The following is a 12,778-nucleotide window of genomic DNA, read 5'->3' as shown; positions in this document are numbered from 1 at the left end:
ATGGGGCGCATGCGCAATATCGTGGTGATCGACGCTCCGTCCAACCTCGGCCTGCGGCCTCCGGCACCCGGTGTCGTCCCCGGGTGCCACAAACTCGCGGGCGCCCTGCGCGACCGGCGGATCGTGCAGCGGCTCGGCGCCTTCGAGGGCGGGGTCGTCGTGCCCCCGCGCTACGACCTCGGGGACTGGCGGGAGGGCGACGGGGTCTTCAACGCCGCCGCCCTCGCCGGGTACACGCGCAGACTGGCCGACCGGATCGAGCACCACGTCCGGGCGGGCGACTTCCCGCTGGTGCTCGGCGGGGACTGCTCCATCCAGCTCGGCGCCGCCCTCGCCCTGCGGCGCATCGGACGGTACGGGCTCGCCGCGATCGACGGATCCGCGGACTTCCGCCACCCCGGCAACAGCGACCACGTCGGTGCCGCCGGCGGCGAGGAACTCGCCCTGTCCACCGGACGCGGACAGGCGGACCTCACCGGCCTGGAAGGACTCGGGCCCTATCTCAGGGACGAGGACGTCCGGCTCTTCGGTATGCGTGACGGCGACCCGGACCGGGCGGAGATGGCCGCGCTGGAGATCTCCAACGCCACGGTGGGGGAGATCCGGGAACGGGGCGCCACCGGCCTCGCGCGGGATGCCGTCCGGAGCCTGGAGGTCCCCGCCCTCGACGGTTTCTGGGTGCACCTGGACGCCGACGTCCTCGACCCGAGCGTGATGCCCGCGGTCGACAGTCCCGACGACGGCGGCCTGTTCCCGGAGGAACTCGCCGCCCTCCTCGCCCCCTTGCTCCGCTCGCCACGCTGCATCGGGCTCAACGTCACCATCTACGACCCCGACCTCGACCCGGACGGCACCGCGGGCACCCTGCTCACCGACCTCGTGGTGGAGGCGCTGTCCGGGGTGTAGGGAGTACGCCGGCGGCCGGTCAGACCGCGGCGTTCCGGTCGACGTACTCGAAGACCGAGCCGTCCGGGTGCAGGGCGATCAGGTTGCGGCCGGCCGGGGTGGGGACAGGACCGGCGACGACCCTCGCCCCCACCCGGGTCAGTGCCGCGTGGGCCTCGTCGACGTCCTTCACCGCGATGGTCGCCGAGACCTTGCGCAGTACCTCCAGCTCCGGCTCCGGGCCGCTCATCAGCAGAAAACAGCTGATCGCGGCGACCGAGACCCCGCCTCGCTCGAAGCGCAGGGCGGGAGTGCCCGTCAGGCCCTCGTAGAAGGCCACCGCGGCCTCCAGGTCGTCGACGCAGATACGCAGCGTGGTTCCCAGGATCTCCATACCACGAGGGTAGTTGGCACCTCACCGGTGTGTGATCGATTCCCCGGTGCCGCCCTTCTCCCGGCGCCCGTGTCCTGGTGTCCGCGCCCCGGTGCCCGCCCCCCGCTCAGGCCCGGCAGAGCAGTTCGCCGTGCGGGACGAGGAACCAGGCGTCCGGCTCCTCACCCCACGCCCGCCAGGCGTCCGCGATCGCGGTGAGCTGCCCGGCGCTCGCGTGCCCGCCGCCCACCGCCGCACCGGCGTAGGCCGAGGCCGTCGTGCGCTCCGCCCACAGGCCGCTCCACCAGGCCCGGTCCCCGGCGGCGTAGCACCATGTCCCGGCGCTCGGCGTGATGTCGGTGAAACCCGCCTGCCGCGCCCACGACAGCAGTCGCCGGCCTGCGTCCGGCTCGCCGCCGTTGGCGCGGGCCACCCGCCGGTACAGGTCCTGCCAGTCGTCCATCCCGGGGACCTCCGGGAACCAGGCCATGGCGGCGTAGTCGCTGTCCCGCGCCGCGACGACGCCACCGGGCCGGCACACCCGCCGCATCTCCCTCAGGGCCTGGACCGGGTCGCCCACGTGCTGGAGCACCTGGTGGGCGTGGACCACGTCGAAGGAGTCGTCGGGGAAGTCGAGCGCGTGCACGTCCCCGACGGCGAACTCGACGTTCTCCAGGCCGCGTTCCTCAGCCACGGCGGCCGCCTGGCCGAGGATGTCCCGGCCCGTGTCGATCGCGGTGACCCGCCCCGGAGCGACCAGCGCGGCGATGTCCGCGGTGATGGTCCCGGGGCCGCAGCCGACATCCAGCACCCGCAGGTCCGGGCGGAGTTCGTCCAGGAGGTAGGCGGCCGAGTTGGCGGCGGTGCGCCAGCGGTGCGAGCGCAGCACCGACTCGTGGTGGCCGTGGGTGTACACGGCGGTTTCCCTGGGTGGCATGACCGTACGTCCTCTCTCGGACCGTGCGGGCGCGTGCGCGCCGGGCGGTAGGACCACCGTACGCCCGGATGCCGCATCCTGAGATGGACGTCTCAGGATGCGGTCATGCCGGGGGTGGTCCGAGCCGCCGCCGGAGCGCGGCCGGCCGTGCTCAGGGCCGCATCGGGCAGTAGACGGTGAGCGCCTCCGGGAGCTTGTCGACCGTCAGCTCCGTGCCCGAGTGGCCCACTTCGCCGTCGTACGCGTAGGGCGTGCCGGGCGTCAGGCCGGCGATCCGCACACGGTGCCGTCGCACCGCGGCGTGGGCGGGGGAGCGGGTCAGCGGTCCGGCGACCGCGGCGGCGAGGAGCCGGAGCCCGGGTGAGCGGCCGCCGTGCACCACCCGCACGTCCAGCAGGCCGTCCGCCAGGTTGTGGCGCCTGCCCGGGGCGGGCCCCACCCGCCGGAACAGTCCGTTGCCCACGAAGAGAAGCCACAACGGCCTCTGCTTCCCTTGGAGTTCGGCGGTCAGCGGATGTCCGCCGCGCAGCGTCTCCACGGCCGCGAGCACCCCGGCCGGCCAGCCGCCGATCCGTGGCGCCCAGCGCTCACGGGTCCGGACGAGCTCCGGGTACACCCCCAGACTGAAGGCGTTGAGGAAGTACCCCTCCGGCCCCTCCGGGCCCGGCCGGAAGCGGCCCAGGTCCACCCGGACCGCGTCACCCGAGGCGAGCGCGCCCGCCGCGTCCCGCACCGTCTCGATGCCCAGGTCGTAGGCGAAGTGGTTGAGGGTGCCGCCCGGGAACACCACGAGGGGCACACCGCGCCGGACCGCCACCGCCGCCGCCTGGTTGACCGTCCCGTCGCCGCCGCAGATCCCCAGCGCCACGCACGTGGACGCGGCCTCCTCCAGGCAGCCGGTGAGGTCGGCGGGCGCGCACTCCACCACCGTGGCGAGCGGCAGCGCCTCGCGGACCAGTCCGGCGGCGGCGGTCGCCGACCCCGACTCCCGGTTGACGACCACGACGAGGCCATCCCCCTCGGGCAGCGAGGGCGCGGCGGCCGGCGGGCGCCCCGGGGCGGGCAGCTGTCCGCGGGTGGGCACGACACCCCGCAGCGCGAACGCCGCCCCCACCCCGAGCGCCGCCCCCGCCAGTACGTCGCCGGGGTAGTGCACCCCGGTGTAGACGCGCGAGGCGGCCACCGAGGCCGCCACGGGTGCGACGAGGGCGCCCCACCCCTTCGACTCCAGGGCCACACCGGTCGCGAACGCGGCCGCGGACGCCGCGTGCCCGGACGGGAAGGAGGTGGTGAACGGCTGCCGCTTCAGCCGCCGTATCACCGGGACGGCGTCCAGCACCGGCCGTTCCCTGCGCACGGCGCTCTTGGCCACGAGATTGATCGCCGCCGAGGCCACGGCCAGCGAGGCCACCCCGCGCAGCGCCGCCCGCCGGGACCTCGCGCCGGTGCCCAGCGCGGCCATGCCCGCGGCGGTGCCGAGCCACAGCACGCCGTGGTTGGCGCCGCGGCTCAGCCGGGGCAGTACGTGCTCGGCGGCGGGCCAGCGCCGTTGGGCCGCCGCCTGGAAGACGGCCGTATCCCACGCGTTGAGCCGGTCCCGCCAGGAGCCGGCCGCGGTGCGTCTGTTCGAAGGAGACATGGCACAGCCAATACCCTGCCTCCGGGTCCTGAACCAGAAGGCGCGCCCGCATCGATGCATACGGGGTGAACGGGGGCGTGGAAGCCGATTCCGCCCGCACCCGTCCCTCGCCCTCCGGGGCCCCGCACGCCGGGAACGTTGCCCGGACAAGTGGCCTCCCGCTAGCCTGCGTTCGTGATTCCGGTCATTGGCCGGAGGGTCGAACAGAAGAGGTGGGTGATCATGGGGCGACTCGTCCCCGCGGTGACCAGGGCGCTGGATGTACTCGAACTCTTCCTCCAGGGCGAGGGAACCCTCTCCGCCCCCGAGGTCACCCGCAGGCTCCAGCTGCCGCGCACCACGGTCCATGAACTGCTCACCACCCTCGCCGCGCGCTCCTACCTGGTCACGGTCCCGGGGCAGCCGGGCCGCTACCGGCTCGGGGTGCGCACCTACCAGCTCGGCAGCCGCTACGCGGAACAGCTCGACCTGGCCGCGGAGGGCCAGCAGGTCGCCCGTGAGGTCGCCGAGACCTGCGACGAGACCGTCCACGTCGCGATCCTGGAGGGCGCCGAGGTCATCTACATCGCCAAGGTGGACTCCACCCACGCGGTCCGCATGGTCTCCGCGGCCGGCCGCAAACTGCCCGCCCACTGCACGGCCGTCGGCAAGCTGCTGCTCGCCGCGCTGCCGGAGGCGGAGCTGGACGCCCGGCTGGAGGGGCGCGAACTCGTCGCGATGACCGGCAACAGCATCACGGACCCCGGTGAGCTGCGGTCCGCGCTCGCCGTCGCCCGTAAACGGGGCATCGCCGTGGAGCACCGCGAGTCGAACCCGGACGTGAGCTGTGTCGCCGCGCCGGTCCGCGACCGCTCCGGCCGGGTCGTCGCCGCGCTCTCCATCTCCGTCCCGGTGACCCGCTGGACCGAGGAGCGCGAGGCGGAGCTGGCCCGGCTCGCCGCGGGCGGCGCGGACGCCCTCTCCGGCCGCCTCGGGCACCACCGGAGCCAGGTATGAGCCTCCGATGGGAACCGGCCGTCCGCGCGCACGCGGAACTCGGTGAGGGGCCCACCTGGGACCCCGCGGCCGGCCGGCTGGTCTGGGTCGACATCCTCTCCGCCCGCGTGCACACGTACGACCCCTCGAACGGCCGCCGTACGGTCATGGCGACCGGGCAGCACGTCGGTGCCGCGAAGCCGCGCGCGGGCGGCGGTCTGGTGGTCAACCTGCGGGACGGCGTCGGCCTGTACACGGCCGGCGGCGCCTTCTCCTGGCTGCTCCACGACCCGGTGCCCGGCCGCCGGGGCAACGACGCGGCCGTGGCCCCGGACGGTGCCCTCTGGGCGGGCACCATGCGCTACGACGAGGGGACCGGCGGCGGCACGCTGACCCGGGTGGCGGCGGACGGCACGGCCACGGCCGTGCTGGATACCGTCACGGTCAGCAACGGCACCGGATGGAGCCCGGACGGGCGGCTCATGTACTACACCGACACGCCCACGCGGCGGATCGACGTGTTCGACGCCGGCGGCGCCGGGCCCGGCGGTGTGTCGGGCCGCCGCCCCTTCGCCGTCGTGGAGCCGGGCGCGGGCTGGCCCGACGGACTGACGGTGGACGCGGAGGGCTGTGTCTGGGTGGCCCTCTGGGACGGCGCGGCGCTGCGCCGCTACACGCCCGACGGCCGGCTGGACCGCGTGGTGGACCTGCCGGTACGCCGTCCCACCGCCTGCGCCTTCGGCGGCCCGGACCTGCGCGACCTCTACGTCACGAGCGCCCGCGGCGGCCTGGACGCCCCGCACCCGCTGTCGGGCTCCCTGCTCGTGCTGCCGGACGCGGGCCACGGGCTGCCGGGGACGCCGTTCGCCGGCTGAGGCCGGCCGGCGGGGGCGGGCCCGGGGCCGCCGGTACGCGGGATCGCCCGTGCGCGGGCGCCCGCCGGGGAATCTCCGTATAAAGGGCCGGAGGGTGTCGCGCGCGGAGGAGGTCCGGGATGCAGGGCAGCGAGCGGGACCGGCCCCGCCCCGCGGGCGCGGACCGGCGGGCGGGCCGGGAGCGGGACGCGGCCGGGGACGGCGGCCTCCGGCAGGACCGGGGCCCCGTGCGCTACGGGCCCCCGGCGCCCGAGCACGGTCTGCCCGTCCTGCCCGAGCTGGCCGGTGTCCTGGCCGCCTCCGCGGGGCACGCCCGGCCGGAACCGCCGGGCGGGGGGACGGCCCTGCGGTCGGCCGCCGACGCCTACTGGCGGCGGGGACTGCACGGCGGGCCCGGGGACGTCGTGGCGGCACCCGGCGCGCCGCCCCTGCTCTTCGCGCTCATGGCCGCGTACGGGGGCGACGTGCTCATGCCCCGGCCCTGCCCGGCCACCTGGATGCCCCAGGCCGGGCTCCTGGGCCGGCCCGCCTACCTGGTACCGACCCCGGCCGAGTGCGGCGGCATCCCCGACCCGTACGCCCTCCTGGAGACCGTGCGCCGGGTGCGCGCCGAAGGGGGCAGGCCCCGGCTGCTGCTGATCTCCGTGGCCGACGACCCGACCGCCACCGTCGCCCCGCCAGAGCTGGTCCGCGAGGTCTGCGAGGCCGCGGTGGGCGAAGGGCTGCACATCGTGAGCGACGAGAGCTGGCGGGACACCCTGCACCGCCCGCGCGACACGGTCCTGCTCAGCCCCGCCGAGATGTGGCCCGACGACGTCACCGTCCTGACCGATCTGGCCGGAGCGCTGGCCCCCGCCGCCTGGCCGGTCGCCGTGGCGCGGTTCCCCGCCACCGGGCGCGCCGCCGCCCGGGGGGCCCGGGTCCTGGACATCCTCACCGCTCTGGGCGCGCGGGTCGCCGCCCCCGTCGCCCACGCCGCCGCCCACGCGCTGCGGGAGCCCGACGCGGTCACCGGGCGGGCCCGTCTCGCCGCCGCCCTGCACGCGAGCCTCGCCACGGCCGTCCACCACGCCGTCCTGGCCGCGGGCGCGCTGGCCCGGCCCCCGCAGGCGGGCCGCCACCTCTACGCCGACCTCGGCCCGCTCCGCCCCGGGCTGGCCGCCCGGGGCGTGACGGACTCCATGGAACTGGAGGAGTACCTGACGGACCGGCTCGGCACCCCGGTCCCCGGCGGTCACCGCTTCGGCGACGAACTGGGCGCCCTGCGCGTGCGGTTCGGCACGGGTCCGCTCCTCGGCTCAACCCCCGAGGAGCAGGAGGCGTCCCTCACCGCTGTGGAGCCCTTGCGATTGCCCCATGTGGCACAAGCGCTGAGCATGTTCGCAGCAGCCCTCGACGAACTCCGATGACGGGAGCCTCTCGATGACGGAACAGACCGAGCGCTCCCTCCCGGGCTCCGGCGGCAGGCCCGCGGGCCGCGGCACGTCCACGGCCCGGCCGCTCGGCGAGGTCCGGTCCTGGCCCCGCAGTTTCGCGGACCGCCTCACCGCCCCCCTCCCTGGTGTCAGGGGCATGACGCGCCTGGCCCGGGAGCACGGGCTGCGGCCCGGAGCCGAGGGACTGCGGGACGTCTGCCGGCTGCCGTACGCCCCCGGGCCGCTGCCCGCCGTCCGGAAGGACGCCTGCGCGGTGACCTGGGCGGGCCACGCCAGCTGGATCGTGCGCATCGGCGGCCTGACCGTCCTCACCGACCCCGTCTGGTCACGGCGCATCCTCGGCACCCCCGCCAGGATCACCCCGGTCGGCGTGCCCTGGCACGAGCTGCCGGCGGTGGACGCGGTCCTCATCAGCCACAACCACTACGACCACCTGGACGCCCCCACCCTGCGCCGGCTGCCCCGCCGGACCCCGCTCTTCGTCCCGGCGGGACTGGGCCGCTGGTTCCGGCGGAGGCGCTTCACCTGCGTCACCGAGCTCGACTGGTGGGAACGGGCCGAGCTGGACGGCGTCCGCTTCGACTTCGTTCCCTCCCACCACTGGTCCAAGCGCACCCTCACCGACACCTGCCGGTCCCTCTGGGGCGGCTGGATGCTCGGCGACGCCCGGGGCCGGCGCGTCTACTTCGCCGGCGACACCGGATACGGCCACTGGTTCGAGGAGATCGGCCGCCGCTACCCCGGGATCGACCTCGCCCTCCTGCCCATCGGGGCGTACGAGCCGCGCTGGTGGCTCTCGGACGTGCACACCGACCCCGAGGAGGCCGTCAAGGCATACGCGGACCTGGGCGCCCGCGCGATGGCGCCCATGCACTGGGCGACCTTCCTGCTCTCCGCCGAACCGGTGCTCGAACCGCTGACCCGGCTGCGCACCGCCTGGCGGCGGGCCGGGTACCCGCGCTCCGACCTCTGGGACCTGCCCGTCGGCGGCTCACGCGTCCTGGACGGCTGAGGACTCCGGGCGGAAGGGGGCCGGAGCCCTGCGGGCGGGTTCCGGAAGCGGCGTGGGCGGGTTCCGGAAGCGGTGCGGGCGGGCGCGCGCCTCGCGGTTCAGTGCGCCCAGCGCGCCCGCATCCGGCGCCAGAGGGCCGGGGTCCCGCTGATCAGCAGTGTCAGCGCGACCGCCGCGAGGAGCCCCTGCCAGGGGTCGGGGAACAGCGAGCCGCCCAGGATCCCGATCAGCTGATACGTCGCCGCCCACGCCAGGCACGCCGGGACGTCCCCCCGCGCGAACTGCCGCAACGGCATCCGGCCAAGCAGGCACGCCAGCATCACCGGGATACGGCCCGCCGGCACCAGCCGCGACAGCACCAGCACCACGACGCCGTGCTCCTCCAGTTTCCCCCGCGCCTGGGCCAGGCGTTCCGGGGCGGCCCGCCGGGTGATCGCAGCCAGCCACTTCGAGCCGTTCTTCGACCGCACCCCGCGCTGCCCCAGCCAGTACAGGCACAGGTCCCCGAGGAACGCCGCGGCGGACGCCACGGCGAAGACCACGAGCAGCGCGAACGGTGACGTCTGGTGGAAGGCCACCACCGCGGCCGAACTCACCAGCACTCCCGTCGGGATCACCGGGACCAGCGAACCGAGCGACACCAGGGCGAACAGCGACGGATAGCCGACCGCCTGCTGCGTCGACTCCGTCGGCAGCTGCCGGAGCACCTCCTGTATCACCGGCCGGCCCCCGGTCTCACATGCTCCCCGTGCCCCAGCAGATGCACCGCCACCTCCGGCACCAGCCGCGCGGCCTGCCGGACGAACTCGTCGCCCGGCGCGTGGAACTCGTGCGGCCGGACACCGTCCATCCCGATCGGCCAGTACGTCCCGTAGTGCACCGGGACCGCGGCGCGCGGCCTCAGCAGTTCCAGGGCGCGCGCGGCCCGGGCGGCGTCCAGGTGGCCGTGGCCCAGGTACGGTCCCCAGCCGCCGACCGGGAGGAGTGCCGTGTCGACCGGGCCCACCACGTCCGCCATCCCGTCGAACAGGCCGGTGTCACCGGCGAAGTACGTCCGGGACAGGCCCTCGACCACGTACCCCAGGGCCGGCACCCGGCGCGGTCCGACCGGGATGCGGCGGCCGTCGTGCCGGGCCGGGACGGCCCTGACCAGCACCGGGCCGAGCCGCACCTCGTCGCCCGGGGCGACCTCGGTGATGAGCAGCCCGCGCATCCGGCGGAGCATCCGCAGGCCCGGCACGGCCGCCGGAGCGCCCCTGGGGACGATCAGCGTGCTGCCCGGGGCCAGGCGGGCCAGCGACGGAAGATGCAGGTGGTCGGAGTGCAGATGCGAGATGAGGACGGCGTCCGCGACCGCGGCCTCGGGCGGCGGCACCTCCCCCCGGCGGCGCCGCAGATGCGCGAAGCGCCGTACGAAGAGGGGGTCGGTGAGCAGCCGGACACCGGAGTCCTCGATCGTGCAGGTGGCATGACCCCACCAGGTGACCTCCACCGCACCGCCTCCTCGCCGGGCCGGCCCGCGTGCCTCGCGGGAGTGCCCGGTACGAGCGTAGGCGCTCGGCGGAGCGGGCCGGGCCCGTGCTGCCGGGCGTGCGCCCCCGCACCCCCGTGCGCCTCTTCGCGCCCGCTGCCGGGCGTGCACGGGCGGCTACGGAGGGCGATGCCCGGGGTAGGGTCGAACACGGCATCCCCGTGCGGGGGGATGTGCGGATTCGGATCGCGGTCCAGGGGGACACCATCGGGGACGTACGGGTGGCGGCCATCGCCAGTCTCACACCGCTCGAGGAGCTCGACGGGGACCCGTTCCTCGTCGACACCCGCAGCCAGCACGCCATGTGCGCCCGCTGGGCGGCCGGCCGGGGATACGTCGTCACCCGCCAGCTCCGCGTCTACGGGCTGCCGCCGGACCACCGCGCCCTGTGGGAGGAGGACGAGGGCGACGGCGGGGGCGTCGAGGTCTTCGTGGTCCCCAACGACCGGGTGCTCGCGCGCGCCCTGGCCTCGGCGGGGGGTTTCGCCGCGGAGTGCGAGCGGCGCGGGGTGCGCCTGGAGTTCGCCGGTCTGGAGGAGCCCGCCTACACCTCCGGGGGCAAGGCGAGTGTCCACCGCAGGCTGTCCATGCCGACCGCCGGGTACGACGGCTGCTGACGGGGGCCGTGCCGGCACGGCCCCCGGCGCCGGGGGCGGACGACGGGACCGGGCTGACAAGGCCGCCGGACGGCTGTGAAAGGCTGGTTCCGGGCTCTTGACGGCACAGGGCCCGGACGTGAGGTGGAACGGCGTGAGTGACGGGCGATGGCGTACGGCGGGACGGGCCCTCATGCGCGTGACCGCCGTGTGGGCGGTCTCCACCGTGACCATGCTGGTGCTCGCCGGCCTCCTGCCCGACTTCCAGCTCCAGGCCGCCGATGGTGACTCCGTCACCCGGACCGCGTTCACCGCGGCCTGGGGCGCGGGCGCCTTCGGCCTGCTCTCGGCACTGGTGTGGCCCGTGCTCGTGCGGGCCCTGCTCATCGTGCCCGCCCTGGTCCTCGGTGCCCTGGTCTTCTTCCTCAACGGCTCGCTGCTCTGGGTGGCGCTCCGGCTGATCCCGGACGACCGGGGGCACGCCGACCCGGAGACCGCGGTCGTCGTCGCCGCCGTCATGTCGGCCGTGGCCTCCGCCGCCTCCACCGCGCTCGCCGTCCGTGACGACGACGCCTACTGGCGCCGGCTGTCCCGCCTCGCCGACCGCCGCAGACGGCGCGAACGCACCCCCGACGGGCGCGACGGCCCTCCCGGCATCGTGTTCGTCCAGCTCGACGGGGTCGGCCACGACGTGCTCGTGAGGGCCGCGGCCGAGGGCCTCATGCCCACCGTGGCCGCCCGCCTCGACGACCGGGCCGGGCACCGGCTCACCCCGTGGACCACCGACTGGTCCAGCCAGACCGGCGCCAGCCAGCTGGCCATCCTGCACGGCTCCAACTTCGACGTGCCCGCCTTTCGCTGGTACGAGAAGGAGACCGGCACCGTCATGGTCTCCAGCAGGCCGGCCAGCGCCCTGGAGATGCAGCGCAGGGCCATCGCCCTGACCCACGACGGCGGGCTGCTCACCGCCGACGGGGCGAGCCGCGGCAACCTCTTCAGCGGCGGTGCCACCCAGCTCGCACTCGTGCTGTCCATGGCCGCCCGGCGCGGCAAGGGCCACCGCTCCCGGGCCGGCTACTTCGCCTACTTCTCCGACCCGGCCAACGCCGTCCGCACCGCGCTGTCCTTCGTCGCCGAGGTGGCCCGCGAGATCGGCCAGTCCGTCCGCGCCCGGATACGGAAGGACCTGCCGCGGGTCAAACGCGGCGGGCTCTACCCCTTCATCCGGGCGTTCGCGACCGTCGTCGAACGCGACGTCGTCGTCGCGGCGGTCCTGGGCGACATGTTCGCCGGGCGCGGCGCCGTCTACGCCGACCTGGTCGCCTACGACGAGGTCGCCCACCACTCGGGACCGCACAGCAGGGACGCCGACAAGGTGCTGGCCCGCCTGGACCGCTCCCTGGGCATCATCACCAGGGCGGCCGAGCACGCCCCGCGGCCCTATCGGATCGTGCTGCTCTCCGACCACGGCCAGAGCCCCGGGGAGACCTTCGCCTCCCGCTACGGCCTCACCCTCAAGGACCTCGTACGGGCGGGGTGCGGGCTGCCGGTACCGCGCCGGGCGCAGCGCACCCGCAGCGCGTCGGAGGCGCGTGACGCGGTGCGCATCGCCCTGCACCGGCCGGTCGGCGAGCCACCGCAGCCGGAGGGGGCGGCCGGGCTCTTCGACCCCGTCGTCCTGGCCTCCGGCAACCTGGGGCTGCTGTCCTTCCCCGACCTGGAGGGGCGCGCCTCACGCGAGGAGATCGACCGCCGCCACCCCGCGCTGCTCGGAACGCTCGCCAACCACCCCGGTGTCGGCTTCCTGCTGGTACGCAGCGAGGAACACGGCTCGGTGGTGCTGGGGCGCCGGGGAGAGGAGGTCCCGCTGTCGGAACTCACTGACGGGGAGGGCCCGATCGCGGTGTTCGGCCCGGGCGCGGCGGACGCGGTACGGCGCACCGACTCCTTCCCGCACGTCGCCGACGTCATGGTCAACTCGATGTACGACCCCGCCACGGGCACGGTCCACGCCTTCGAGGAGCAGATCGGCTCGCACGGCGGACTGGGCGGCCGGCAGTCGCACCCCTTCCTGCTGTGGCCCCGGACGCTGTCGGACCCCCTGGACGTCCTGTCCGCGGAGGACGGGGACACGGTCACCGCCGTGGTGGGGGCGGAAGCGGTGCACCGGGTACTGGCCCGCTGGATCCGGGAACTCTCCGGCCCCCAGGTGCCCCTGCGGGCCGAGGGGTTCACCGGGACCGAGTGGGCCGACGAGCGGCTCCCGGAGGACGGGGAACCCGGTGCGGCGGGCCCGGACGCCCCGGACGCCGGCGGGGCGGACGGCTCCCGCACCGTCCCGGGCACCGGCGTGCCGGCGGAGCTCCGGGGACCGGGGGCCGACGACGCGTTCCCCGGCGCGCGGGACTGAACGAGCAGAAGGCGCTGGCCCAGCAGCGTCGGATGACGCGTTCCCGGGCGCGCGGGACTGAACGGCCCGGGAGCCCGGGCCCGGCCGCCGGGCGCCGGCGGACGGCGCG

General features: G+C 75.6%; 12 protein-coding genes. 7 read left to right on the top strand and 5 right to left on the bottom strand.

The genetic code is table 11. The features are described from left to right. Positions 1-9: 9 nt before the first annotated feature. The gene (locus tag CP967_RS03800) at positions 10-906 is read left to right on the top strand and encodes an arginase family protein (RefSeq protein WP_150486562.1); all 897 of its coding nucleotides are present in this window, start codon (positions 10-12) and stop codon (positions 904-906) included. A 19-nt stretch (positions 907-925) separates the two neighbouring features. Here CP967_RS03800 and CP967_RS03795 read toward each other — a convergent pair whose 3' ends face one another. The 3 genes from CP967_RS03795 to CP967_RS03785 form a co-directional block, all read right to left on the bottom strand. Beyond that, a complete protein-coding gene (locus CP967_RS03795; protein WP_150486561.1) occupies positions 926-1,279 on the bottom strand; it encodes a VOC family protein in 354 nt (117 codons plus the stop codon). 106 nt (positions 1,280-1,385) lie between these two features. Further along, positions 1,386-2,195 (bottom strand): class I SAM-dependent methyltransferase, encoded by an 810-nt coding sequence (locus CP967_RS03790; protein ID WP_150486560.1) that lies wholly within the window; start codon positions 2,193-2,195, stop codon positions 1,386-1,388. Between the two features lie 151 nt (positions 2,196-2,346). Further along, the gene (locus CP967_RS03785) at positions 2,347-3,834 is read right to left on the bottom strand and encodes a bifunctional phosphatase PAP2/diacylglycerol kinase family protein (RefSeq protein ID WP_150486559.1); all 1,488 of its coding nucleotides are present in this window, start codon (positions 3,832-3,834) and stop codon (positions 2,347-2,349) included. Positions 3,835-4,056: 222 nt separating this feature from the next. Between CP967_RS03785 and CP967_RS03780 the strand changes: the two genes are divergently transcribed. The 4 genes from CP967_RS03780 to CP967_RS03765 all read left to right on the top strand — a co-directional run bounded on the left by CP967_RS03780 (position 4,057) and on the right by CP967_RS03765 (position 8,132). Then, complete coding sequence (locus CP967_RS03780) at positions 4,057-4,830, top strand: IclR family transcriptional regulator (RefSeq protein WP_150486558.1); 774 nt, start codon at positions 4,057-4,059, stop codon at positions 4,828-4,830. Then, positions 4,827-5,684, top strand: coding sequence for an SMP-30/gluconolactonase/LRE family protein (locus CP967_RS03775; protein ID WP_150486557.1), 858 nt, complete (start codon positions 4,827-4,829; stop codon positions 5,682-5,684). The genes CP967_RS03780 and CP967_RS03775 overlap by 4 nt, the downstream gene beginning before the upstream one ends. A gap of 119 nt (positions 5,685-5,803) precedes the next feature. Further along, positions 5,804-7,093 carry an aminotransferase class I/II-fold pyridoxal phosphate-dependent enzyme gene (locus CP967_RS03770; protein WP_150486556.1) on the top strand — a complete coding sequence of 430 codons (1,290 nt, stop codon included), beginning with the start codon at positions 5,804-5,806 and terminating at the stop codon, positions 7,091-7,093. A gap of 13 nt (positions 7,094-7,106) precedes the next feature. Further along, on the top strand, positions 7,107-8,132 hold the full coding sequence (locus CP967_RS03765) for an MBL fold metallo-hydrolase (protein WP_150486555.1): 1,026 nt from the start codon (positions 7,107-7,109) through the stop codon (positions 8,130-8,132). Positions 8,133-8,230: 98 nt separating this feature from the next. Here CP967_RS03765 and CP967_RS03760 read toward each other — a convergent pair whose 3' ends face one another. Beyond that, a complete protein-coding gene (locus tag CP967_RS03760) occupies positions 8,231-8,851 on the bottom strand; it encodes a DedA family protein (protein ID WP_150486554.1) in 621 nt (206 codons plus the stop codon). Beyond that, complete coding sequence (locus CP967_RS03755; RefSeq protein ID WP_150486553.1) at positions 8,848-9,624, bottom strand: MBL fold metallo-hydrolase; 777 nt, start codon at positions 9,622-9,624, stop codon at positions 8,848-8,850. The genes CP967_RS03760 and CP967_RS03755 overlap by 4 nt, the downstream gene beginning before the upstream one ends. 245 nt (positions 9,625-9,869) lie before the next feature. On the opposite strand from CP967_RS03755, the gene CP967_RS03750 reads away from it, so the two are divergent. Both CP967_RS03750 and CP967_RS03745 read left to right on the top strand, forming a co-directional pair. Next, positions 9,870-10,280: a hypothetical protein gene (locus CP967_RS03750; RefSeq protein WP_150491684.1), complete on the top strand. Its 411-nt coding sequence runs from the start codon at positions 9,870-9,872 to the stop codon at positions 10,278-10,280. 172 nt (positions 10,281-10,452) lie between these two features. Next, positions 10,453-12,669: a phage holin family protein gene (locus CP967_RS03745; RefSeq protein WP_150491683.1), complete on the top strand. Its 2,217-nt coding sequence runs from the start codon at positions 10,453-10,455 to the stop codon at positions 12,667-12,669. Positions 12,670-12,778: the final 109 nt, after the last annotated feature.

This window comes from Streptomyces nitrosporeus (assembly GCF_008704555.1).
Lineage (GTDB): Bacteria > Actinomycetota > Actinomycetes > Streptomycetales > Streptomycetaceae > Streptomyces > Streptomyces nitrosporeus.
Note: the sequence above shows the minus strand (reverse complement) of the source record. Positions and strands in the feature narration are given on the sequence as shown.

Coding starts and splice junctions, on each gene's coding strand:
- CP967_RS03800 (WP_150486562.1), top strand. CDS start 10: ATGCGCAATATCGTGGTGATCGACGCTCCGTCCAACCTCGGCCTGCGG.
- CP967_RS03795 (WP_150486561.1), bottom strand. CDS start 1,279: ATGGAGATCCTGGGAACCACGCTGCGTATCTGCGTCGACGACCTGGAG.
- CP967_RS03790 (WP_150486560.1), bottom strand. CDS start 2,195: ATGCCACCCAGGGAAACCGCCGTGTACACCCACGGCCACCACGAGTCG.
- CP967_RS03785 (WP_150486559.1), bottom strand. CDS start 3,834: ATGTCTCCTTCGAACAGACGCACCGCGGCCGGCTCCTGGCGGGACCGG.
- CP967_RS03780 (WP_150486558.1), top strand. CDS start 4,057: ATGGGGCGACTCGTCCCCGCGGTGACCAGGGCGCTGGATGTACTCGAA.
- CP967_RS03775 (WP_150486557.1), top strand. CDS start 4,827: ATGAGCCTCCGATGGGAACCGGCCGTCCGCGCGCACGCGGAACTCGGT.
- CP967_RS03770 (WP_150486556.1), top strand. CDS start 5,804: ATGCAGGGCAGCGAGCGGGACCGGCCCCGCCCCGCGGGCGCGGACCGG.
- CP967_RS03765 (WP_150486555.1), top strand. CDS start 7,107: ATGACGGAACAGACCGAGCGCTCCCTCCCGGGCTCCGGCGGCAGGCCC.
- CP967_RS03745 (WP_150491683.1), top strand. CDS start 10,453: ATGCGCGTGACCGCCGTGTGGGCGGTCTCCACCGTGACCATGCTGGTG.